Consider the following 23907-nt stretch of genomic DNA (forward strand, 5'->3'; position numbering starts at 1 on the left):
CGGCCGGGCGCCTCAGGCGCGTTCGGGCGCCAGGCCATGGGCCATGGTGTGGGCGAGGTGGGTGATGTAGGCGCGGTGGATGGAGGACTTCTCCAGGCGGAGGCTGTGGGGGGTCTCGACGAACCGGCCGCCGCAGCGTTCGAGGAGGTCGAACCAGCGGGTGACGTAGGGGGTCCGCCGTACGTCCGCGAAGTCCAGTCCGGTCAGCCTGCGGAAGCGGGCGAAGTCGACTCCCTCCCTGGTCATCAGGGCGCCGCCGATGGGGGCCGTCAGCCGGTCCGGTTCGTCGGTGGTGAAGCGGTGGGCGTGCGTGAAGTCCCGGGGTGCGAGCAGGTACTGGGCGTACTTGCCGTTCTCGTTCCACAGCAGGTGGTGGCCGATGATGGATTCGGCGCCGCTGCCGAAGCCGATCTTGTCGCCGGCGAGGTCGTACTTGTAGTTGCCGTCCTGGTCCTCGTGGCGGGCGTCGCGCACCCAATAGCCGTGGCAGTACTCGTGGTAGCCGGCCCCGCCCAGCACCTCCATGGCCAGCTCGTAGTCGTCGATCATGCTGTGCCGGTCCCGGGCCTCGGTGAACTCGCGGTCGAGCTGCATCGCCATGACGGTCCTGGGGGTGGCGCGGTAGGGGTAGACCGACACGTGCGGCGGGTCGAGCGCGAGGACGGTCCGCAGGGTCTCCTCGAAGGACTCCCTGGCCTCGCCGGGGAAGCTGGAGATCAGGTCCACGTTGAACTCGTCGATGCCGGCCCGGCGCAGCATCGGCAGGGCCGCCAGGGCCTGTTCCCTGGAGTGGGCCCGGCCGGCCTTGCGCAGCTGGTACGGGTTGAGGGACTGCACGCCGACGCTGACCCGGGAGACCCCGAGGCCGCGCATGACGTCGAGGGTGGCGGGGTCGAGGTCGTTGGGGGTGGTCTCCACCGACCACTGCCGCAGCCCGGACAGGTCGAACGCCTCGTCCAGGGCCCGGTGGACGGCCGTCATCTCCGCCCCGGTGAGCCGGGTGGGGGTGCCGCCGCCCCAGTACATGACCTCGGGGCGGTAGCCGAGCCTGGTCAGCTGGGGGCCGTAGAAGCGGATCTGGTCGCACAGGGCCCTGACGTAGGGGGAGCGTTCCTCGCCGGTGCTGCGGAGTCTGCTGACGGGGATGTCGGTGACCCAGTCGCAGAAGTGGCACTTCGAGGAGCAGAACGGCACGTGGACGTAGAGGGCGAGTGCGGGTTCGCGTTCCGCGCCCAGTGCTTCGGCGATGGCGTCGAGGAGCGGGCGCGGTCCCATCGCGGTGCCCGTCGCTTTCATCGGGTCCCTCCCTCGCCGCCGGGCGGTGACATGGCGTGGATGCGCTTGATGATGTCGGTCGTCGAGGTGTCGGCGACGGTGGGCATCAGGTGGACGGTGCCGCCGAGGCGTTCCACCAGGGGCGCTTCGGGCAGGGTCGTACGGGTGTAGTCGCCGCCCTTGACGTACACCTCGGGGCGCAGGGCCTCGATGAGCGCGACGGGGCTGTCCTCGTCGAAGGGCACGACGAGGTCCACGCAGCTCAGCGCGGCGAGCACCCGCATGCGTTCGGCCAGCGGGATCACCGGTCGCTGGGCTCCTTTGAGGCGGCGCACGCCGGCGTCGGAGTTGACGCCGACCACCAGCAGGTCGCCCAGTTCCTTCGCCCGGCTCAGGCACGAGACGTGGCCGCCGTGCAGGAGGTCGAAGCAGCCGTTGGTGAAGACGACCCGGCGGCCGCGCCCGGCCGCGTCGAGCAGCCAGTCGGGCAGGGATCCGGTGGGCCGGACCTTGCCGGTGCCGCCGAAGAGGCGGCGCAGCTCCCCCGCGTCGCACCTGCTGGTGCCGGGGGTGCCGACGACCGTGCTCGCGGCGGCGGCCGCCAGTTCCGCCGCGGCCGAGGAGTCCGCGCCCGCCGCGAGGGCGAGGGTGAGGCCCGCGGTGAAGGTGTCGCCCGCGCCGACGGTCGTGCTCGTCGTCGCCCGGTCGCCGCGTGCGTAGGTGCGCAGCGGGGGCCGGTGGCGCTCGAAGAGCATCGATCCGTCGGCGTCCAGGGTGAGGGCGACGCGGTCGGCTCCGGTCAGGCGCAGCAGCTTGTCGCCGAGGAGGGCGAGCCGGTCGGCGCGGGCCGGGCCGGGCGGGGGGCCCGGGTCGTCGAGGAGCCGCAGGGCCTCGTCGTAGTTGGGTTTGACGGCGCCGGCCCGCAGGGCGGCGAAGCGGGCGGGCCGCCGGGAGTCCACCACGAGGGCCGGCGGGCAGCGGTCGCGGTGCGTGGCGAGCCAGGCCGTCGTCTCCGGCCCGCACACACCGTAGCCGTAGTCGGAGACGATCACGGCGTCGACGGTTTCCAGGAGGCCGTCGGCGGCCGCGGTCAGTGCGGTCAGGCTTCCGTCGGCCGTGGTCAGGGGCTGTTCGGCGCCCTCGTCGAGGCGCAGCAGCATCTGCCCGTCGGCCATGACCCGGCGTTTGGTCACGGTGGTGCGGGCGGGGTGGGCCGTCACCCCGTCGGTGGCGACGCCTTCCGCGCGCAGGGCCTCGCGCAGCCGGTGTCCGGCCGCGTCCTCGCCCACCGCGGACAGCAGTACGGGCTCCGCCCCGAGCGCCCGCAGGTTCACGGCGACGTTGGCGGCTCCCCCGCACTGGTGGCGCACGGAGGTGAGGCTGACGGCGGGTACGGGCGACTCGCGGCACAGTCCCGAGGTGGCGCCCCACACGTAGGTGTCGAGGATGGCGTCGCCGATGACCAGGACACGCTGGCCGGCGATCCGGTCGAGCAGACCGGGCAGGTCGGTGTTCACGTGGCCCGCTCCTCTGCCAGCATCCGGTCGACGTGGTCCGTCATGCCGGCCACGGTCCGGGTCTCCAGGAGGACCCGGATGGACAGTTCGGCGTCGATGAGGTCCTCCACCCGGCTGATGATCTTCATGGCGTGGATGGAGTCGCCGCCCAGCTCCACGAAGCTCTCGTGCGGTCCGACGTCGTCCCGGCCGAGGGTCTCGGCCCAGATCGCGGTGATCTCGCGCTCCAGGACGTGGCGGCTGATCCGCCCGCTCCAGCGCCCGGTCATGCGCGCGCCGCCCGGCCGCTGATGATGAGTCCGGGCATCACCAGATAGTCGAGCCGGGAGGCCAGCAGGGTGCGGACGGCGTCCTGCGGGGTCTCCACGATCGGTTCGCCCTTGGTGTTCAGGCTGGTGTTGAGCACCATCGGTATCCCTGTCCGGTCCTCGAAGGCGTGGATGAGGTCGTGGAAGGCGGGGGCGTCCGCGCGGGTCACGGACTGCAGCCTGGAGGTGCCGTCCACGTGGGTGATGGCCGGCACGCCGGGCTTGAGCACGGGGGCCGCGCGCAGCATGAAGGGGCTGTCGGACAGCCCGAACCACTCGGCGGCGCGCTCGTTGAGGACGGACGGGGCGAAGGGCCGGAAGTGCTCGCGGAACTTGATGCGGGAGTTCAGCCGGTCCCGCATGGAGGCGTCGCGCGGGTCGGCGACGATGCTGCGGTGGCCCAGCGCGCGCGGCCCGACCTCGCTCGCGCCGTCGTACCACCCGATGACGGCGCCGCCGGCGATCAGTTCGGCGGCCTTGCCGACGTAGTCGCCGACCTCCTCCACGACCAGGTCCCGGGCATGGGCCTCCAGGGCCCGCCGGACGGTGTGCCCTGAGTAGCGGCGGACGGAGTACATCAGGTCGGCGTTGGCGTGGTGGCGGCGCGGGTTGCCCAGCACGTGGTGCCAGTGCCACAGTGCCGCGCCGATCGCGGTGCCGTCGTCCCCGCAGGCGGGGTGGAAGTGCATGCGCTCGAACCGCGAGCCCTCGAAGGCGAGCTGGGTGGCGATGGCGTTGAGGGCGGTACCACCGGACAGGCAGATGTTGCGCCCGATGCCGTTGCGGGCGCACAGGGGGCCGAGGTCGGCGAAGACCGCGGCCATCTGGCGCTCCAGGCCCAGCTGGATGTAGTGGGCGAGGGTGGCGTTGAGCTGCCGTCCGTCGACCTCGACGGGGCGCGGGTGCCGGTCGGCGAGGGCCGCGAGCGAGGCGAAGTCGTGGACGGTGTCGGGCAGCTCCTCCTCGGGTTCGCCGTCCGCGGGCCTGCCGTAGGGCGCGAGCCCCATGACCTTGCCGGCCCCGATGATGCTGGAGCCGAACATCAGCTCCGAGACGTAGCAGTAGCCGATGTTGGCGTTGAACCACGCGTCGAGGTCGCGGCGCAGGGGGTACAGGCGGTGGCCCTTGCCCGCGAAGGCGCGGCAGCCCGTGGGGTCGATGGCCACGGCCATCGACGAGTCGAAGGGGGAGGTGTAGTAGGCGGTGGCGGCGTGGATGAGGTGGTGGTCGGGGTTGACGGTGCAGGGGATGCGACGGCCGCGGATGCTCACCTCGTCGTTGCGCTGGTTCACCCAGAATTCCGGCCAGGTCTCCTTGAGGTCCGAGCCGTGCAGCCGGGCCACGTCGGGCGAGTCCATGTTGTGCAGGTTGCAGAGCATGACGTGGTCGACGTCGGCCAGTTCGGCCCCGGCCTGGTCGAGCAGTTCGTCGAGGTCCTCCTCGCGCAGCCCGGGGTGCTTCTTGATGCGGGAGAAACGCTCGGTGTTGACGTAACCGGCGACCCGGCCCGCCCGCAGCAGCACGGCGGAGCCGTCGTGGTTGAAGTTGACGGACAGGATCGTCCGCACCGGGGGTCGGTCGGCGCTCATGGGGTACTCCTGATCGTCGCGGGGCGAGGGCTCGCCAGCTGGGCCGTCACCGCGCTCCACACCCTCTCCATCGGGAGCTCGGTCAGACACCGCGGGTACGGGCCCGCGGGGCCCCTGTAGGCGACCACGCAGTCGTGCTCGCACCGCCGGTCGGCGAGCCGGCCGGGGGCGTGCAGCAGGTTCTGGCACGGCCGGCGCAGGGACACGCCGCGGTGGTGGGGGTAGATCCTGGTCCACAGGAACTCGGTACCGGTCGGGCCGTAGAGCACGACGGTCGGGGTGCGCAGGGCGGCGGCGATGTGCGCCAGGGCGGAGTCGTTGCCGACCAGCAGGTCCGCGTCGGCCAGCAGGTCGACGGTGCGGCCGAGGTCCGCGCCGGCCTCGACGCGCACGAGGGCGGCGGCCCCGGGCGCCTGACGCAGGACGGTGTCCCGCAGGAGCTCCAGGTCGCCGCGTTCGGATTCCTCGCCGAGCAGGCACACGGCGGCCGGGCCGCGGGTCACGAGACGGGCGCACAGCCGCGCGTAGTACTCCTGCGGCCACCGGCGGTTCCAGTGCGGTGCGCCGCCGGGGTGCACCGCGACCACCGTGCCGGCCGGGCGGGCCCGCGGTGCCGGCGGCCTCCGGCGGGGCAGCTCGGGCACCACGTCGCCGGGCCGCAACGGTCCGGGCAGGCCCAGGCCGTCGGCCAGCGCCGTGGCGTACTCGAACAGGTCGGGTCGCCCCCACAGGGGCGGCGGCAGCCGCAGGGGGCGGGTGAGGTGCTCGTCGCCCGGCCGGCCCTGGGGCAGGCCGATGCGCTCGGGTATCCCGGCGGCGCGGGCGTGCCCGGCGTGCAGGCCCACGCTGTCGGGGTCGATGACGCAGCGCCGGAAGCGGCGTTGCGCCAGGGTGCGCAGGAAGCCGGGCCAGCGGGGGTCGCTCTCGCCCCGTGCGGGGCAGGGCAGGACGTCGGTGGCGTAGGTGTGGTGGGCGAGGGCGTCGCCGAAGCGGGTGGCGAGGTCCTCGCCCACGACGAGGGTGACGTCTGCGGTGGGGTGGGCGCGGTGGATGAGGGCGAGGGCGATGTTGCGTTGGATGAGGTCGCCCAGGCCGGGCTTGTGCAGACGGGCGAAGAAACAGATGTGAGGGGGCGTCGGGCCGCCCATGGTCCCTCCCTTCCGTGCAGTCGGCGTGGTCGTGGCCGGTGGCTCTTTCCCCCACCCCGCCCCTTCCCGTAACCGGGGCTCCGCCCCGGACCCCGGTCCTCAAACGCCGGACGGGCCGAGTGGTGGCCCGGAGCGGGCCTAGGCCTCTCCCTCCCGCTCCAGGCGGCCCCGGCCGCCCAGCGTGGTGAGGTCGATGCGGGCCCGGCACCGCACCGCCTCGAAGTCGAGGGTGAGCGTGCCGGTGAGGTCGATCTGTCCGGTGCCGGCGGTGAAGTCGGCGCCGTCGAGACAGGTCGCGTCGGTGTCGAGGCGTACGCCCAGTTCCGTGCCGCCGCGGGTGCCGGTGAAGCGTACGAAGACGTAGCCCCGGTCGATGGCCTGCCGCAGGGCCGCGGGGGTGCGTTCCGGTCGCAGGGTGATCTCGACCGGCTGGTCCTCGGCGCACAGGCGGTCGACGAGGCCCGGCCCGTCCCCGGCCGGGTCGGGGGCCGGGGCCGGGGCGGCGGCCGGGGTGTCGCGGTCCGCGCGCATGGCCTCGCGCAGGCTGCGGGGGCGCATGTCGGTCCAGACCTCGTCGATGTGGCTCAGGCACTCCTCCTTGGTGCCGGAGGTGCCGGTGGTCCGCCAGCCGGCGGGGAGCTCCTGTTCGGCGAGCCAGATGGAGTACTGCTCCTCGTCGTTGACGACGACGTGGTACGTGGGCTCGGTGGTCTGGGCGGCGGTCTCGGTCATCGGTGGCTCCTCGCGGTGTCGGCGGGGGTGGGCAGGGGGGCGTCGGGGTCGGCGACGGCGGCGCGCAGGGCCTCGTCCATGCGGTCCAGCACGTGCCGGGCGGTTCCGTGGTGCGTGTGGTTGAGGTCGGCGTCCAGGACGAGGACGGTGTCCTCGGCCAGTTCGCCGAGGGACAGGTCGAGGACCGTGCCGTCCCAGCGTTCGGCGGGGACCGTGGTGGCCGCGCCCAGCAGGTCGGCCTCCCGGAACAGCTCGATCGACAGGCCCCGCTCGGCCAGGGTGCGTTCACCCTTGGTGGCCGCGCTGGTCGGCGGGTTGCGGCAGAAGCGCAGCGCCACGTCCCAGTGCGCGGCGGTGCGGGGCGGGGCGATCCGGCCGGCCGCCACGGCGAGTTCCAGCACTTCGCCGTACGGCAGGTAGTGCACGACGGCGTCGAGGAACCCGGCCTGGGTGCGCAGCAGGACGTCGCGGAAGGAGGGGGCCGGGCCGCCGGGGTCGACGGTGAACACGAGCCGGTCGGTAAAGGGGCCGACGACGGGGCCCAGTCCGAGGTGGTCGCGCAGGTCCACGACGGTGGAGAAGGCGCTCGTGGCGACCTGCCCGGGCGTGCGCAGGCACCAGGCCGCCAGGGCCATGACGGCCAGCTGGCCGTTGCCGCCGCCGCCCAGCGGCCCGCCGAGCGCGCCGAGCGCCTGCCAGCGCCGGGCGGGGATGCGCAGCCGGTGGGTGCCGGTGGCCCGGCCCGCTCCCACGGCCCCCGCGGTCTTCTCCGGGTCCCCGGGCAGCGCGGTCAGCCGCCGGGTCCACCAGCGCCGCCGGGAGGCCCGGGCCCGGTCGGTGAGGGGGTCGAAGCCCGGGAGCGTGGTGAAGTCGCGGTACTGCCCGGCGCGGAAGCGGCCGGTGTACGCCTGGCAGACGGCGCCCAGCAGCGCGTAGAGCGACGGCGCGTCGAGGACGAGGCCGTGCGCGGTGAGGGCGAGCACGATCTCGTCGTCGGTGAGCCGGACCAGGTGGAAGCGCGCCCGGTGCCGGCCGGCCGCGGCCGGCCGGTCCCGGTCGGCGCGCAGCAGGGCCACGCAGACCGCGTCGCGGCCGGCTGCGGCAACTCCTCGCAGGTCGACGGTGAGGGGCTCGGGCGCCTGTGGCCGTACGCGCAGGCGTGGTTCGTCGCCGTCCGCCAGTTCCACCCGCAGGGCCGGCAGGGCCGCTCCGACCTGCCGGACAGCGGCGGTGAGCCGTTCCTCGTCGATGTCGCCCGTCATGCGCAGCGCGCGGATGTGGGTCACCTCCGCGGGGTGGGCACCGCGGGCGAGGGGCCACAGGCCGCGTTGGAGGAACGAGGCGGGCAGCGGTTCGGCGGCGGTGCCGGTCACGCGCGGACCTCCGCCCACTGGAGGGGGTCCGCCATGCCGACGACGACGCGGCGTTCGCCGGTGAAGGGCTCGCGCCCGTGTGCGGCGAGGAGGTTGTCCACCAGCAGGACGTCGCCGGCCCGCCACCGCGGCGCCACCCGCTCGGCGTCGTAGGCGTGGCGCAGCTGCTCCAGCACGGCGGGTTCGATGGGCCGGCCGTCGCCGTAGGAGGTGTGGCTGGGCAGGTCCCGCTCGTCGAACTGGGCGAGCAGCGCGTCGCGGATCGCGGGCGGGTGGCCCAGGACGTGGAAGAACGCGGCGTGGTTGAACCACACCCGCTCCCCCGTCGCCGGGTGGACGGCGACGGCGGGGCGGACCTGGGTGGTGCGCAGTGCTCCGTCGGCCTTCCATTCGACGTCGATGCGGTGTGCGGCGCAGTACGCGGTGACCGCGTCCTTGTCGTGGGTGCGGAAGACGTCCTGCCAGGACACGCCGAGGCCCTCTCGGTAGGTGCGCCGGTAGCACACGCCGCGCTCGGTGAAGGCGGCGACGACGCGGGGGTCGAGGCGGGCCAGTACGCGGCGGGTGTCGGCCAGGAGGGTCGCGCCGCCGGTGCGTGCCGGGGTGAGGCAGCCGAACACCAGGCGGGCGGGGAAGCTCAGCTGGTACGCGTTCTCGTTGTGCAGCGCGATGGGCTGGTCGGCGGGGTGGTCGGTGGCGGTGTAGAGGTGCCGGCCCAGCTCGGTGCGCGGCGTGGACCGTTCCACGTACGCCTCGGGCTCGCCCGCCAGGGCGCGGACGACCTCGCCGAAGGTTTCCAGGGTGATGCCGAAGCCCCGGAACAGCACGGCCCCGTGGGCGTGCAGCCGGTCTCTTACGGTGTCCTGGTGGGTGCGCGCCCACTCGGCCAGGTCGACCCCGTCCCGGGTGGGCCCGGCCTCCAGGGGCAGTCCGGGGGCGCCGACGGGTGCCACCCACGCCGCGCTGTCGCTGTCCGCCGTCTGCCTGCGCCCCGCCGCGGGGCCGGGCCGGGTCACGGCCGTTCCTCGCGGGGGTGGCCGCCGAAGAGGGCGTGGACGAAGCGGTGGTGGTCGCCGAGGGCGAAGACCTCGCGCAGCGGGGCGGGGTCCATGGACCCGATGGGGCACAGGCCCAGGCCGGTCCTGGCGGCGTGCCGCATCAGCAGCTGCGTCATCGCGCCGGCCTCGAAGGCGGTGAAGTCCCAGGCCAGTTCGCCGTACAGCGGGGTGATGGCGTCGGTCGCGCTCACGAGGTAGAGAGAGAACGCGGCTTGTCCGTAGGCGGCCCGGTTGATCTCGGCGTGTGCCGTGGCGGGCAGGGTGGCGGCGGGGTCGATGGGGATCAGGCGGTGGCGGGCGGGGTGGAGGTAGTAGCTGCCGCCGGGCAGTCCGGTCACCCGTCCCGGGTGGACGAGCAGATAGGTCTGCACGGGGTAGGCGGAGCCGGCCGAGGGGTAGGCGAACTTCGGCTCGCCGTCCTGGCGGACCTCGCGCAGGACCCCGAGCAGGTCGGCGAGCGGGGCCAGTTCCACCGGGCGGGGCGCGAAGGCGTGGTGGCTGCGGCGTGTGGTGAGGCGGTGGTCGGGGGGACCGGTCAGCGGGATGCCGTCGGTGTCGTCGTACTCGTGCCGGATGCCGTTGCGGGCGTCCTTGAACGTCTGGCGGGCGCCGATGCCCTGGATCAGCGGGGTGGCGGGGGCGGGCGGCGGGGTGTCCTGGCCGCCGAGGTGCTTGCCCACGATGACGGCGACCGACGGGAAGCGCAGGAGCTCCTCGATGTCGGTGTCGATGCCCAGTTCCTCTTCGAGTACCGTCGCCAGGCGGACCAGTTCGATGGAGGTGGCCCCGGCGTCCTGCAGGTTCATGTCGGGCTCGACGGCGCCGAGGCCCAGCACCCGGCAGGTCACGCGGCTGACGTCGGCCAGGAGCTCGGCCTCGCCCTTCACGCCCGTGGCCGGCGCCGGGGCGGCGACGTCCGGGGCCGGGGCCGGGGCGGGGGTTCCGGCGGCGATACGGGCCCGGTCCACGCGCCCGTCCGCGGTCAGCGGCAGCGCGTCGACGACCTCGACCCGGCCGGGCATCAGATACGGGGAGACCTTGCGCCGCAGGTGGGCGAGCAGCTCCTCCTCGCCGGCCGTGGCCCCGGGGTGCAGCCGCACCCACGCCAGCGAGTCGTCCCCCAGGCCCACGGGGACGACGGCGGCGGTGTGCACCGCGTCGTGCGCGGCCAGCGCGGTCTCGGTGTCCTGGACGTTCAGGGGGCGGCCGCGCACCATGACCTGGGCGGTCTCGTCGCCGACCACGTCGACGACCCCCTGGGGCAGCAGCCGCGCGAACCTCCCGCTGCGCAGCAGCGGCTCGCCGGTCTCCGGGTGTACGGCCGTCTCCCGCACGGGCTCCTCGCCGGGGCAGGCCTCGGCGGCGACCCCTCCGTAGTGGACACGACCGGCCACCCAGACCGGGCAGGGCTTGCCCGCCTCGGACAGGATGAAGACCCGCTGGTTGGGCAGGGGCGCGCCGATGGGCACCGAGCGCCATTCCGGGGCGGGTTCGCCGACCTCCATGCAGGTGGTCCAGGGTCCGGAGCCCGTCGCGGAGGCGAGATGGGCGACGGTCGGTCCGTGCGGGGCGGCGTCGCGCAACCGGCGGACCTGCGCGGGGTCCAGCCGCTCGCCGCCGAGGAGGAGCAGCCGCAGGGCTTCGGGGAGCTTGCGGCCCTGCTCGGCGAGGTGGTCGAGCAGCAGGTCGAGGAGGGCGGGCGGCGAGTGCCAGACGGTGACGTCGCGGTCCCGCAGCACGGCCTCGAGGGCGTCGGGGGCGCGCAGGTCGATGTCCTGGGTGAGGACGAGGGCCGCGCCGGCGGTCAGCGGCCCGAACAGTTCGTAGAGCGCGAGCGGCGAGTGGGCGGGGGCCAGTGCCAGCAGCCGGTCGCCGGGGCCGACGCCGAAGGCCCGGCCGACCTCGAGGGCTGCGGTCGCGACGGCCCGGTGGCTGATCGGGCTCTCCAGCAGATAAGCGGCGCCGGCGGCGGATCGCCCGGCGGGTGAGGCGGGTTCGTCCCGCCCGGCGGACGGGGTGGCGGCTGTCGCCGGTTCGGTGGGTTCGCCCCGCCCGGCGGAAGCGGTGGCGGCCATGCCCGACGTGCGGGGCTCATCCCGCCCGGCCGGCGGGGTGGCGGCCTCGCCGAGTGGGCCGGGGCCGGGTCGTCCGGCCGATCCGGCGGCGACCCTCGCCGACGTGCCGGGCTTATCCCTCCCGCCCGGTAGGGCGAAGGCCTCCCCCAGCGCTCCCGGTTCGTCCACCGTCACGACCGGGACGCCCGGCGGCCAGTCCATGCGCTGGGTCAGCCAGGACTGGGTGAGGACGGCGCGGGCCTTCGCGCCCGTGGCGCGCTGCCAGCGGGACGGGCGGGGCAGGTCGGGGGGCAGCGGCAGGCAGACGGCGCCGGCGCGGAGGATGGCGAGGGGGCCCGCGATCTGTTCCCAGCCGTATTCCACGGTCAGGGCGACCCGGTCGCCGGGGGTGACGCCCTCGGCGGTGAGCCGGGCGGCCAGGGCGTCGACGCGGGCGGCCAGCTCGGTGTGGCTCAGCGTCAGGCCCGGCGCGATCAGCGCGGGGGCCGGGCCGTGCCGGCGCGCGGCGTCGGCCAGTTGGTCCGCGAGGGTGCCCCCGGGCACCGGCGCGGTGCGTTCGTTCATCGCGCGCAGCAGCTCCCGCTGGTCGGCGGGGAGCAGTGTCGGCACGGTCCGGGCGCTCGTCACTCCGGACCACCTCCCGTCATGTCGTCGTCGGCGGCGAGCGAGGCGAGAACCGCCTCGAAGGCCCCGAACATGGCCTCGATCAGTCCCGGTGGGAACGCGTCCGCGACGAAGTCCCAGTTGCAGACCAGGCGGCCGTCGTTCTCGCTCACCTGGTGGTCGAGCAGTACCTGCGGGGTCTGGCTGATGGCGTAGACCGGCCGCACCCGCCAGGACAGCGGAGTGACCTGCGGGGCGGCGCCCGCGGGCAGCAGGGTGCTGGTGAACACGATCGGCATCCGTCCGCCGTCCCTGTCGCCCCGTTCCCGGCGCAGCATCCGCAGCACCTCGACGCCGCTGACGACGCGGTGTTCCAGGTCCTGCCAGATCCGCTGCTGCAGGCGCTGCGCGCGGTCCGCGAACGTCTCGCCCTCGCCGTCCACCGCGAGCAGGGTCGTGGTGGTGAAGTCGCCGACGATGTCGTCGACGCCGGGGTGCAGGGGCGGGCGGTGGAAGGTGGTGAGGTTCAGGGTGAACCTCGCGTCGTCGCTCCACTGCGCGAGGACCTCGCAGAAGGCGGCGCAGACCAGCGCGGCGGGGGTCAGTTCGGCCCCGGCGGCCCGGGCGCGCACCCGCGCCCAGGCGGTGGCGTCGAGCCCCGTGACGAGGCGGGTGAACTTCGGCGCGGTCAGCTCCTCCGGCCGGCACAGCAGCGGCAGGCCCGGTGCCGGCGGCAGGTCCGCCAGCCGGTCCCGCCAGTAGGCGACGGCCCGCCGGTACGGCTCACCCTCGCCCTGGGCGCGCACGGCCAGGACGTAGTCGCGGAACGAGCAGCCCAGGGGCGGCAGTTCGGCGGCCGGATCGTGGTAGAAGCTGAGCAGTTCACGGGTCAGGACGTGGACGCTGTGCGCGTCCGCGATGAGGAGGTCCAGGCTCAGGTGCAGCCGGGTCCTGACGTCGTCGAGGCGGTGGGTGCGCAGGTCGAACAGCGGCCACGCCGAGGCGTCGCGCACCTCGTGCGACATCTCCTCGCGGACCCGTTCCAGCTCGTCCGCCGCGTCCGCCCTGCCGCGCAGGTCGGTGTGGGCGAGGACGTAGGGCGGGACGTGGGGCAGGACCTGTTGCAGGCCGTCGGGGCGTACGACGAGCCGGAGGGCCTCGTGCCGTTCGATCAGGGCGCGCAGGGCGCTCTGGAGCCGTGCGGGGTCGAGGTCGTCGACGTCGAGTTCCAGGTAGGTGTGGGTGGCGACGCCGCCCAGGGAGAGGGAGCGGTGCCGGCCGAGCCAGTACGCCTGCTGGATGTCGGTCAGCGGGAACGGTTCGTGGCGGGAGGCGGGGTCGAGGGTGATCGTCTGCTGGGTGTCCGGTCCGGCGGCCGGGGCCAGTTCGGCGACGGCGGCGGCGAGGCCGCCCAGCGTCCGCGCGTCGAAGAGCCGGGCGATCGGTATCCGTACGCCCAGTTCGGCCTGGATCCGGGTGGCCAGGGTGATCGCCACCAGCGAGGTGCCGCCCAGGGCGAAGAAGCCCGCGTCCGGGTCGGCCTTCTGCACGCCGAGGGCTTCGCACCACAGGGCGCCGAGCCGGTCGGGGACCGCGGTGGCGGCGTCGGGGCGGGCCGGCGCGGGTGGCGGTGCGGCGGGCTCGGTGCGGTCGGGGTCCCGCCCGGGTACGAGCCGTTGGAGTGCGGCCCGGTCGACCTTGCCGTTGGCCGTGAGGGGCAGGCGTTCCAGCGGCAGCAGGGTGGCGGGGACCATGTAGCCGGGCAGGTGGGCGGCGAGGGTCTGCCGCAGGGCGGCCGCCTCGAACGGCCGGCCGGGCGCGGGGACGGCGAAGCCGACGAGGCGCCGCTCGCCCCGGGGTTCACCGACCGCGATCACCGCGCCGGCCGCGACGTCGTCGAGCCGTTCCAGGGCGGCCTCGATCTCGCCCAGTTCGACGCGGTAGCCGCTGATCTTGACCTGGTCGTCCTGCCGGCCGAGGAATTCGAGGGTGCCGTCGGGGAGATGGCGGGCGTAGTCGCCGGTGCGGTAGAGGCGCCGCCCGGTGGTGGGGTCGGACGGGAAGCGCCGCGCGGTCTGTTCGGGGTCGCGCCAGTAGCCGCGGGCGACTCCGGTGCCGCCGATGTAGAGCTCGCCGGGGACCCAGTCGGGCCTGGGGCGCAGGTCCTCGTCGAGCACGGCGAGGCGCTGGTTGGCCAGGGGGGTGCCGTACGGGATGCTGCGCCAGCGGGGGTCCACCCGGCCGATCTCGTACCAGACCGACCAGATCGAGCCCTCGGTGGCGCCGCCGAGGCTCATGACCGTCGCCCCGTCGGCGGCCAGGGCGCGGATCCGGTCGGGCAGGCCGAGGGGGATCCAGTCGCCGCTGAACATCACCGCGCGCAGGGTGCGCAGCGCGTCGGGGGCGAGGGCCTCGGCGTACTCGGCGAGGACGGTGCCCAGGGCGGGGACGGAGTTCCACAGGGTGACGCCTTCGCGTCGTACGAGGTCGGCCCAGTGGCCGGGGTCGCGGCGGCGGGCGTGGGCGGGGACGACCAGGGTGCCGCCGGCGGCGAGCACGCCGAACAGGTCGTAGACGGCGAGGTCGAAGCTCAGGGAGGAGACGGCGAGGACGGCGTCGTCGGGGCCGGTGGCGAAGCGCCGGTTGACGCATTCCAGGGTATTGGCCGCGCCGAGGTGGTCGATCATGACGCCCTTGGGTTCGCCCGTGGAGCCCGAGGTGAAGATGGTGTAGGCGAGGTCGGTGAGGGTCTGGACCGTCTCCAGTGGTCCGGGGCTGTCGTCGAGCGCGGTGTCGTCGTCCACGGCGAGCACGGTGACACCGGCCGGGACGGCCAGTTCGTCCAGCAGGGCCCGCTGGGTGAGGACGACGGCGCACTCGCCGCGCCGCGTGAGGTGGACGAGGCGCTCGGCGGGCAGTTCGGGGTCCAGCGGCAGGAACGCCGCTCCCGACTCCAGCACGCCCAGCGCGGCCACCGCCTGCTGCCAGCCCTTGCGGGCGACGACGGCGACCAGCTGGTTCGGCCGGGCGCCGAGGCGCCGCAGGGTGTGGCCGACGCGCCGGGCGCGGCTGGTCAGCTCGCGGTAGGTCAGGCGGGTGTCGCCGGCGACCACGGCGGTCGCCTCGGGCCGGCGCCGTGCGGCGTCCGCGACCGCCTCGTGCAGCAGGCGGGTGGGCAGCGGTGCCGCGGTGGCGCCGACGCGGTCGCGGACGGCCGCCTGGGCGGCGGGCAGCGGGGGCCGGCCGGGTTCCTTCCAGGCGCCCGGATCTGCGGCGAGCCGGGCCAGCGAGGCGGTGTAGGCGTCGAACATGGCGTCCAGGACACCGGGGGCGAACAGTTCCTCGACGGCGTCCCAGTTGAAGACCAGCTCGCCGCGGTCCTCGGCGACCTGGTGGTCGAGGTGGACCTGGGGGGTCTGGCTGATGCCGAAGACGGGCTCCCCCAGCGACCACTCCCCCTTCGCCCCGTCCGCGCCGTCGGTGGCGGTGTCGCCGACCGGCAGGTTGGAGGTGAAGACGACGGGGGTCAGCAGCCGGGGCGGGGCGTCGCGGTGCAGTGCCCATTCCCGCATCACGGTGACCCCGCTGACGGCGGAGTGGTCGAGGTCCTCCCAGAGGCGGCCCTGGAGCCGCCTCGCCCGGTCGGTGAAGTCGCCGGGCAGGCCGTGGTCGACCTCCAGCAGGCTCAGCGAGGTGAAGTCGCCGACGATCCGCCCGATGTCGGGGTGCACCGGGCGGCGGTCGAAGACGGTCAGCATCAGCGAGTACCGCGGGCGTCCGCTCCAGGCGGTGATGACCTCGGCGAACGCGGCCAGCAGCACCCCGGAGGGGCTGAGCCCGGCGGCGCGGGCGCGTTCCTTGATTACCGCCCAGGACGCGGCGTCGAGCCGCCCGGACCGGCGCTCGAAGTGCGGTGTGCCGATGCTCTCGGGCGAGGTGGCCAGGGGCAGCTCCGGTCCGGGCGGCAGTGCGGGCAGCCTCCGCCGCCAGTAGGCCAGCGCCTCCTCGTACCGCGCCGAGGAGCGGAGCCGCTGCTGGTGCAGTACGTGGTCGCGGAAGCCGGCCGTCTGCGGGGCGAACTCCCGTGCGGGGTCGGTGTAGCGCGCCGCGAGTTCGGCCATGACGAGGCCGAAGCTGTGGGCGTCGCAGACGAGCGCGTCCACGCCGACGTGCACCACGGTCGTGGTGGGGGCGATGGAGACCCGGACGTCGAACAGCGGCCAGCGGTCGGCGGGCACCACCTGGTGGGACATCTCCTCGCGCAGCGCCGCCCGCCGGTGGCGCTGTCCGGCCTCGTCCGTCTCCCGCAGGTCGTGCACCGCCACCTCGTAGGGGGGTACTTCGGCCAGTACCTGCTGGAGGCCGTCGGGGCGGATCACCGCGCGCAGCATCGGGTGCCGGTCGATCACGCCCCGCAGGGCGCCGGTGAACCGCTCCAGGTCGAGCCGTGGCGTCTCGATCTCCAGGTAGGCGTAGGTGGAGACGCCGCCGAGCGCGAAGCCGCCCTCGCGGCCGACGTAGTAGGCCCGCTGGACGTCGGTGAGGGGGAACGGCTCGTGCCGGGCGCCGGGGTCGGGGGTGAAGGCCGTGCTCTCCCCGGCGTCGAGGGGGGTGCGGCCCGCGACGCGGTCCGCGAGCGCGGCGACGGTGGGGGCGGCGAAGACGTCCCGCAGGCCGACGTCCACGCCGCAGCGGCCGCGCAGTTCGGCGGCGACCCGCGCGGCGAGGAGGGAGTGCCCGCCGAGCAGGAAGAAGTCGTCGTGCGCGCCGGGTGGCCGGTCCAGGGCCAGCGCGTCGGCGAAGACGCCGGCGACCGTGGCCTCGGTGGCGGTGCGCGGCGCGACCCAGGGGGCGCGGGCGGCCGAGGGGTCGGGCTCGGGCAGCCGCCGGTAGTCGGTCTTGCCGTGCGGGGTCGTCGGCAGCTCGTTCAGCACGGTGATCGCCGTGGGGACGAGGGGGGCGGGCAGGGCGGTGCGCAGGAAGCCGGTCAGCTCGGCCGCCGCGGGCGGGGTGGCCCCGGGCTCCGGCTGAACGTAGGCCCACAGGCCGGTGGCGTCCGGGTTCGCCGTCACGGCGGCGGCCCGCACCTCGGGGTGGGCCAGCAGGGCCCGTTCGACCTCGCCGGGCTCGGCCCGGTGCCCGCGGATCTGTACCTGGCGGTCGGTGCGGCCCAGCAGTTCCAGGTGGCCGTCGGCCCGCTGCCGGGCCACGTCGCCCGTGCGGAACACGCGTGCGCCGCGGGTGCCGTGCGGGTCGGGCAGGAACGCGGCGGCGGTGGCGGCGGGGCGGTCGTGGTAGCCGCGGGCCAGGCACGCGCCGCCGACGAAGAGTTCGCCGGGCATCGGCGCGGGCAGCGGGCGCAGCCGGGCGTCGCGGACCAGCGCGCTCGCTCCGGTGATGGGCGTCCCGACCGGGGAGCGCGCGGGCAGCGGGGTCCCGTCGGCGCGGTGGGGGTCGATGCGGGCGGCGGTGGCGTCGCCGGCGACCTCGCAGGAGCCGTAGAGGTTGAGCAGGGTGCGGCCGGGCAGGCGGGTGTGGAAGCGGTGGGCCAGGTCGGGGTGGAGGGGCTCGCCGCTGGTGATCCAGGTCCGCAGGCACGCCAGCCGGGTGTCGAGCGGGGTGTCCCCGGTGTCCTCGGCCAGCAGCATGGTGAGCAGCGAGGGCACGGTCACGATGCGGCTGACGTGCTGTTCCTCCAGTGCGCGCACGAGGAGGGCGGGGTCGCGGGCGGTGTCCGGGGGCAGGACGAGGAGGGGGACGCCGGCCAGCAGGGGGCCGAAGAGTTCCCAGACGGCGTCGACGAAGCCGGGGGCGGTGCGTGCCACGGACACGTCGCCGGGGGCGAAGGGGTGGGTGGCGCTCATCCAGGCGACGCGGTTCACGGCGCCGCGGTGCGGGCCGAGGACGCCTTTGGGTTCGCCGGTCGATCCGGAGGTGTGGAGGAGGTGGGCGAGGTTGTCGGCGTGGACGGGGAGGCCGAGGTCGTGCCCGGCGTACCGGGCGATGGCGGCGGCCTCGTCGCGCAGGGAGGCGGCGGTGAGGACGGCCGTGGGGCGGGCGTCGGCGAGGATCGCGGCGAGCCGTTCGCGCGGGTGGCCCGGGTCGAGCGGCACGTAGGCGGCGCCGGCCTTGAGGACGGCGAGGGTGGCGGTCACGGCGTCGGCGCCGGGCGGCAGGTCGAGCGCCACCCGGTCCTCGGTCCGCACCCCGCGGGCCCGCAGGTGCCTGGCCAGCCGGTTGGCGCGCGTGTTGAGGGCGCGGTAGGAGATCCGGTGGTCGCCGTCGACGACGGCCACCGCGTCGGGGGTCTTCGCCGCCTGCGCTTCGAACAGTTGGTGGAGAGTCGGGGCGGCCGTGGCGGCGGGGGCGGGTGCGGCCTGCGGGGGCGTGTGCGGCAGCTCCGCGCAGGGCAGTGACGGGTCGGCGGCGGCCTGTTCGAGTACGGTGCGCAGGTGGTCGCCGAGGAGCCGGACCGTGGCGTCGGCGAAGAGGTCGCGGTCGTACTGGAAGGCGATCTGCAGGCCCTCGGGGCGCTCGCGCACCTCGACGACGAGGTCGAACTGGGCGGTGCCGAGGTCGACGTCCTCCGCACTCGCCTCGAGCCCGGGCAGGGTGACGGCGGGCGCGGGCTGCTGCGCGACGCACACCACGCTGACGGGCGGCTCGGTGGGGGCGGCGGCGCCGTCGGAGCGCAGCAGCTCCAGGACCTTCTCCAGGGGCAGTTCCTGGTGGGCGTAGGCGGCGACGAGCCGTTCGCGGACCCGCCGCCACAGGTCGAGGAAGGAGGCGTGGCCCGCGGCGTCGAAGCGCAGCAGCAGGACGTTGACGAAGTAGCCGATCAGGCGGCGCAGTTCGGGGCGGGTGCGGCCGGCGACCAGGGTGCCGACCGCGAGGTCGTCCTGTCCGCTCGCCCCGCGCACCACCACCAGCAGCGCGGAGAGCACCAGCATGAACAGCGACCCGCCCTCCCGGCGGCGCAGGTCGGCGAGGCGGGCGGTCAGCTCGGGGGTGAGGACGAGGGCGTGGTTGGCTCCCTCGCCGCGGCGGGCGGCGGAGCGGGGGTGGTCGGTGGGCAGGGCCGTGCGGGGCAGGTCGCGCACGGCCTCGGCCCAGAAGTCCGTCAGGGCGGTGAGCTCGGGGCCGTCGAGGCGTTCGCGCTGCCAGCGGGCGTAGTCGCCGTACTGGACGGGGGGCGGGGGCGTGCGGTCGGGCCGTCCGGCGCACAGGTCCGTGTAGCCCGCGGCGAGTTCTTCCGTCAGGACCCCGTTGGACCAGCCGTCGGTGACCGCGTGGTGGACGGCCAGCAGCGCGACGTGCTCCCGCGGGCCCAGCCGGAACAGGGTGACCCGCAGCAGGGGCCCACTCTCCAGGTCGAACGGCCGCCGGGCCTCCTCGCGCATCAGCCGTCCGGTGTCGGCCCCCCGGCCGGTGAGGTCGACGATGCGTACGGGTACGTCCGCCGGGGGGTGCACGACCTGGGTGAGGCGGTCGCCGTCCAGGCGGAAGGTGGTGCGCAGCGCCTCGTGGCGGCGCACGATGGCGCGCACCGCGCCGTGCAGTGCGGGGACGACCAGGTCCCCGCGCAGTCGCAGGGCGGTGGCGTAGTTGTAGGCGGCGGGCATGAGGTCGGCGAGCAGCCACATCCGCTCCTGGCCGAAGGAGGGCGGCGGTTGACTGTCGCCATGGGGGCGGATGCCGGGGTGCGGGCGGTGGCCCGGGCCCGTGCGGCGCAGGATGGCCTCGAACGCCGCCCGGCGTTCGGCGGGCAGGGCGGCGATCCTGGCCGCCAGGTCGTCCTCGGGCACGGTGCCGTGGTCGGTGTCAGACACGTCGGTGGCCTCCCAGCCCGTGGTGGCTCGGGGTCGGGTGTGCGGGCGCGCTCGCGCTCAGGCCGAACGCGTCGGCCAGGGCGCAGGTGCTCGCGACGAGTTGCAGCAGGCGTTCGCTGCCGGCCCGGCGCGCCGCGGGCGCCGCGGCCAGCCGGTCGAGCAGGGTGCGGACGGCGTGCGGGTCGAAGAAGGGGTTGTCGCGCAGGGCCGGCTCCTCGGTCAGGGAGCGCAGGGTGGAGAGCATGGCGTCGTCGTCGACCATGGGGGGTGCGAAGAAGCCCCGCTTCTGCCCGTCGAGGACCTCGCGCGGCAGCCGGTCGGCCATCGCGGCGCGCAGCGGGTACTTGCCGGCGCCGTCCTTGTCGTACCAGGCCAGGGGGGTGCGCCGGACCACGTCGAAGAGGTGGTGGTCGAAGAAGGGCAGGCGTACCTCGACGGCCTGTGCGGAGTCCAGGCGTTCGGCGGCGAGCAGGTAGCCGGGCAGCCAGCTCTTGGCGAACAGATAGGCCGACTGGTGCACGGGGGCGCGCCCGGCGAGCTGCCCGGCACCGGCGTCGAGGAGGGGCGTGGCGGCGTCGGCGGCGGCCAGTTCGGCGGCGAAGTCCCCGCGCAGCAGGGCGGTGACGGGCTGGGTGACCGCGAGGTGGCGGTCCACGATCCAGCCCGGCAGGAATCCCAGGGTGCCCAGAGTCGCGCACAGGTAGGGCGGCAGGCCCTGTCCGGCGAGCCGGGCGTAGCCGGTGGCGGCCCGGGCACGGGCGCCGGCGGACAGGCTCAGGGCCAGGTCCTTGCGGGACTGGGGGTAGCCGACGAACACCTCGTCGCCGCCCTCGCCCGCGAGGACGACGGTGAAGCCCTCCTGTTTGATGTGCGCGCTGTGCAGGTGGCGGGCGATGCCGTGCGAGTTCTCCTGCACCATTTCGCCGGCCCGGACGGTGGGGCCCAGCTGGTCGGCGAACCGGCCGCGGGGGCAGGGGACCTCGCGGTGGGCGATGCCGAGGCGGGCGGCGGTGCGCCGGGCGACGGCGCTCTCGTCGAAGGCGGGGTCGTCGAAGGCGACGGTGAAGGCGGTGAGGCGGGTGTGGCGGGCGGCTGAGGCGGCGACCGTGGAGGAGTCGAGGCCGCCGCTGAGGTGGCAGGCGACGGGCACGTCGGCGACCGTCCGCAGCCGTACGGCCTCGTCGACCTGCTCGCGTACGGCCTCCAGGTGCCGCGCCAGCTGCCGGGGGCCGGCGGCGGGGGGCAGTTCGGCGGTGGGCGGGTAGTCGAGGTCCCAGTAGGGGCGCACGCGCGTGCCGTGGGCGTCGGCCTCCAGGAAGCAGCCGGGCGGGAGCTGGCGGATGCCGGCGACGAGGGTGCGGTCGGCGGGCAGGCCCAGTTGCAGGTGGGCGGCGAAGGACGCGGTGTCCCAGCGGGCCTCGGCGCCGCAGGAGAGCAGTGCCTTGATCTCCGAGGCCAGGAAGAGGCGGCCGGCGCGCTCGGTGTAGTAGAGGGGTTTGACGCCGAACCGGTCCCGGGCGGCGAACAGGGTGCCGCGGCGTTCGTCCCACAGGACGAACGCGAACTCCCCGCGCAGCCGGTCGAGCGCCCGGTGGCCGTCCCGGAGGTACAGGTGGAGCGCGATCTCGCTGTCGCTTGCGGTGCGGAACCGGCAGCCTTCCGCGCGCAGTTCGCGGCGGATGGCCCGGTAGTCGTAGAACTCGCCGTTGACGACCAGCTGCACCGACTGCCGCGGTCCGGCGATCGGCTGGTGGCCCGAGGCGGGGGCGATCACGGCGAGCCGGGTGTGGCCCAGCGCGGCACGGCCCGTGGGCGAGACCCAGGTGCCTTCCCCGTCGGGGCCGCGGGGGCGCAGGTCGGCCATCGGCGCGGTCAGGTCACCGGGGCCGAGTCCGCCGTCGGCGGAGAAGATCGCGACGATGCCGCACATGGCCCCTCACTCCCCCGGTGCCGGCCGGGGCACCACGAAGGTGAGCGCCAGCAGGGGCTGTGTGCCGTCGTTGCGCAGGGTGCCCTGCACGGCGGCGTCGTGGACGAGGCACTGTCCGGTGTCCCAGGGCAGCGGCTGGTCGCCGAGGCGGGCGTGGCCGCCGGCCGGCACCCGCAGCCCGAACAGGACGCGCAGGGTGTCGCCGCCGGGCACGGCGCTCGTGTGCCGGGTGCCGCCGGGCGGCAGCACGATCAGCTCGGCCCGGCCGCCGTCGACGGTGGCCTCGGGGATCGAGCCGATGAGGCCGGTGGCGAGGGGGAACGTCTCGTACGCGGCGGTGGTCCAGGCGCCGTCGGCGAGCAGGACGGCGCCGTCCGGCGCGTTGCCGGCGGCGGCCGCGTCGTCGGCCTCGGCCAGGAGTTTGGCGTGGCGCTCGCGCAGGACGTCGGTGAACCAGAACGCGCCCGCGTCGTGCACGGCCGGCGCGGGGGCCGCGTGCCGCGTCCCGGCGGCGATGACGGCGCGCAGCTTCTCGGTCTCCTCGAGCCGGCTCCGCTCGGTGCGCAGGAACAGCGCGTGGTCGGCGAAGGACTTCTCCCGCGTCATCCGGTGCCGCTGGTAGGTGGCGTCGAAGGGGGCCTTGTAGTCCTGGTAGTGCCGGTGCTCGACGAGGACGCCCGGCACGGGGTAGAGCCGGCGCAGCCGGTCGGCGATGTCGAAGACCCATTTCTCGACCTCCCACTGCTGGAAGATCGTCGGGGTGAAGTAGCCGAGCGTGTCGTACCAGGGCCGGGTCAGGATCGGGAAGTCGCACGCTCCTTCGGGGTACTGGCCGTCGTCGAAGTACAGGCACAGCACGCCGTCGCGGTGCAGGGCGGTGAGCTCCGTGATGCGGGCGTCGAGGCGGGTGTCCCACCCGTAGTCGATGTAGAGCTGGTCGTCGTTGGCCATCATCAGGGCGTCGCCGTCGGCGTGTGCGGCGAGGTGGTTCCAGGCCTGGGGTACGCCGACGGGCTCGCCGACGTGCAGGGCGCACCGGCCGATGCGGCCGAAGCGCCAGCGGACCCGCTCGAACAGGTCCTGGTAGGCGGCCAGTTCGGGGTCGTCGGAGTCGACGTAGAAGAGGGCCTCGACGCGTCCGGGGGCGGCCGCGGTGCGGGCGACGCTGTCCAGGAAGCGCTCGACGTTGGCGACGCGCTCGCGGGTGGGGCACAGCAGCGACAGCGTCCTGGGCGCGGCGGCGTGGTGGGTGCCGGAGAAGGGGAAGCGCAGCCGGGAAAGCCTGCGGCGCGGTTCCAGGCGCAGTGCGTGGTCCAGTGTCTGGCGGGCGCGGAGGCTGGCGTTGACCACGGACACCACCCAGGCGTTCTCCCCGCCGGAGGTCCTCAGCGCCCGGGTGGCGACGTCCTGCAGTTCGCGGCCGCGGTAGCGGGCGGCGTGGCCGAGCAGCAGCCGTCCGAGGTCCTTGACGGGCTCGCGCTCAGCCATCGAGGCTCCCGGCGCCGGCCTTGACCTGGGCCTCGATCCACGGGTAGGTGCGTGCCAGGCCGTCCGCGAGCGACGTCCCGGGTGCCCAGCCGAGGAGCCGGCGGCAGCGGGTGTTGTCCGAGCTGCGGCCGCGCGGTCCGACGGGGCGGTCGGGGGCGAAGGCGCACCGCACCTTCTTCCCGGCGACCTCGGCGATGCGTTCCACGAGGGTGGCGATGTCGACGCGTTCCTCGGAGCCGAGGTTCACGGGTTCGTCCACCTCGGAGCGGGAGAGCCGGACCAGTCCTTCGACGCAGTCGTCGATGTAGCAGTACGAGCGGGTCTGCGTCCCGTCGCCCCAGACCTCTATCTCGCCCTCGGTCCCGGGCAGCCGGGCGATCTTGCCGCAGAGCATGGACAGCGACTTCGCCCGGGGTCCGTCGAAGGTGCCCACGGGTCCGTAGATGGCGTGCAGCCGGGCGATCTTGATGTCCGTGCCGTGGCTCTGGCGGTAGGCGCGGCACAGGATTTCGGTGGTGAGCTTCTCCCAGCCGTATTCCATGTCGGGCTCGGCGGGGAAGACCGGCTCCTCGGCCAGGGGGGCGGCGTGGGGCTCGCGTTGCAGGGAGCCGGGGTAGACGCAGGCCGAGGAGGAGTAGACGGTGGTGCGCACCCCGGCGGCCCGGCAGGCCTCGACGGTGTTGGCGGAGATGAGCAGGTTGTCGTGGAGGATCTCGGCGGGGGCGGTGTGGGTCCAGCCGATGCCGCCCATGTTGGCGGCGAGCGCGAAGACGGTGTCCGCGCCGGCGACGGCGTCCGCCGCCCGGGCCGCGTCGCGCAGGTCGGCGATGACGAACTCGTCGGCTGCGGTGGGCTCGTAGTGCGGGCGCACCAGGTCGACGCCGCGGACCCGGTGCCCCTCCCGGGCGAGGCGCCGTACCAGGTGGGAGCCGATGAAACCGCCGGCTCCGGTCACCACGATCAGTGTCACGGTGTCTCTCCC

The 23907-nt window shown here is 74.9% G+C and carries 12 protein-coding genes and 1 pseudogene; all 13 read right to left on the bottom strand.

Annotated elements, in window-relative coordinates:
- Positions 1-12 precede the first annotated feature (12 nt).
- On the bottom strand, positions 13-1296 hold the full coding sequence (locus ACIGXW_RS14630; protein ID WP_399573236.1) for a coproporphyrinogen-III oxidase family protein: 1284 nt from the start codon (positions 1294-1296) through the stop codon (positions 13-15).
- Positions 1293-2792 carry a D-glycero-beta-D-manno-heptose 1-phosphate adenylyltransferase gene (gene rfaE2, locus ACIGXW_RS14635; protein WP_399573238.1) on the bottom strand — a complete coding sequence of 500 codons (1500 nt, stop codon included), beginning with the start codon at positions 2790-2792 and terminating at the stop codon, positions 1293-1295. The genes ACIGXW_RS14630 and rfaE2 overlap by 4 nt, the downstream gene beginning before the upstream one ends.
- Positions 2789-3061, bottom strand: coding sequence for a phosphopantetheine-binding protein (locus ACIGXW_RS14640; RefSeq protein WP_399573240.1), 273 nt, complete (start codon positions 3059-3061; stop codon positions 2789-2791). Before ACIGXW_RS14640 ends, rfaE2 begins: the two co-directional genes overlap by 4 nt.
- A complete protein-coding gene (locus ACIGXW_RS14645; RefSeq protein ID WP_399573242.1) occupies positions 3058-4689 on the bottom strand; it encodes a carbamoyltransferase C-terminal domain-containing protein in 1632 nt (543 codons plus the stop codon). Before ACIGXW_RS14645 ends, ACIGXW_RS14640 begins: the two co-directional genes overlap by 4 nt.
- Positions 4686-5837, bottom strand: a complete 1152-nt coding sequence (locus tag ACIGXW_RS14650) for a glycosyltransferase family 9 protein (RefSeq protein ID WP_399573244.1) — start codon at positions 5835-5837, stop codon at positions 4686-4688. Before ACIGXW_RS14650 ends, ACIGXW_RS14645 begins: the two co-directional genes overlap by 4 nt.
- A gap of 528 nt (positions 5838-6365) precedes the next feature.
- Positions 6366-6569, bottom strand: a pseudogene (locus ACIGXW_RS14655) (MbtH family protein); the annotation flags it as partial.
- On the bottom strand, positions 6566-7942 hold the full coding sequence (locus ACIGXW_RS14660; protein WP_399573247.1) for a condensation domain-containing protein: 1377 nt from the start codon (positions 7940-7942) through the stop codon (positions 6566-6568). The pseudogene ACIGXW_RS14655 and the gene ACIGXW_RS14660, both read right to left, overlap by 4 nt.
- Positions 7939-8958: a TauD/TfdA family dioxygenase gene (locus ACIGXW_RS14665; protein ID WP_399573250.1), complete on the bottom strand. Its 1020-nt coding sequence runs from the start codon at positions 8956-8958 to the stop codon at positions 7939-7941. The genes ACIGXW_RS14660 and ACIGXW_RS14665 overlap by 4 nt, the downstream gene beginning before the upstream one ends.
- Positions 8955-11702: an AMP-binding protein gene (locus ACIGXW_RS14670; RefSeq protein ID WP_399573252.1), complete on the bottom strand. Its 2748-nt coding sequence runs from the start codon at positions 11700-11702 to the stop codon at positions 8955-8957. The genes ACIGXW_RS14665 and ACIGXW_RS14670 overlap by 4 nt, the downstream gene beginning before the upstream one ends.
- The gene (locus tag ACIGXW_RS14675) at positions 11699-19507 is read right to left on the bottom strand and encodes an amino acid adenylation domain-containing protein (protein WP_399573254.1); all 7809 of its coding nucleotides are present in this window, start codon (positions 19505-19507) and stop codon (positions 11699-11701) included. Before ACIGXW_RS14675 ends, ACIGXW_RS14670 begins: the two co-directional genes overlap by 4 nt.
- Entirely contained in the window at positions 19500-21437 is a 1938-nt protein-coding gene (gene asnB / locus ACIGXW_RS14680; RefSeq protein WP_399573257.1) for an asparagine synthase (glutamine-hydrolyzing), read from the bottom strand. Before asnB ends, ACIGXW_RS14675 begins: the two co-directional genes overlap by 8 nt.
- A 6-nt stretch (positions 21438-21443) precedes the next feature.
- On the bottom strand, positions 21444-22925 hold the full coding sequence (locus ACIGXW_RS14685; RefSeq protein WP_399573259.1) for an aspartyl/asparaginyl beta-hydroxylase domain-containing protein: 1482 nt from the start codon (positions 22923-22925) through the stop codon (positions 21444-21446).
- The gene (locus ACIGXW_RS14690) at positions 22918-23895 is read right to left on the bottom strand and encodes an NAD-dependent epimerase/dehydratase family protein (RefSeq protein ID WP_399573261.1); all 978 of its coding nucleotides are present in this window, start codon (positions 23893-23895) and stop codon (positions 22918-22920) included. The genes ACIGXW_RS14685 and ACIGXW_RS14690 overlap by 8 nt, the downstream gene beginning before the upstream one ends.
- Positions 23896-23907 lie beyond the last annotated feature (12 nt).

Source organism: Streptomyces sp. NPDC053079 (assembly GCF_044546695.1).
GTDB lineage: Bacteria > Actinomycetota > Actinomycetes > Streptomycetales > Streptomycetaceae > Streptomyces.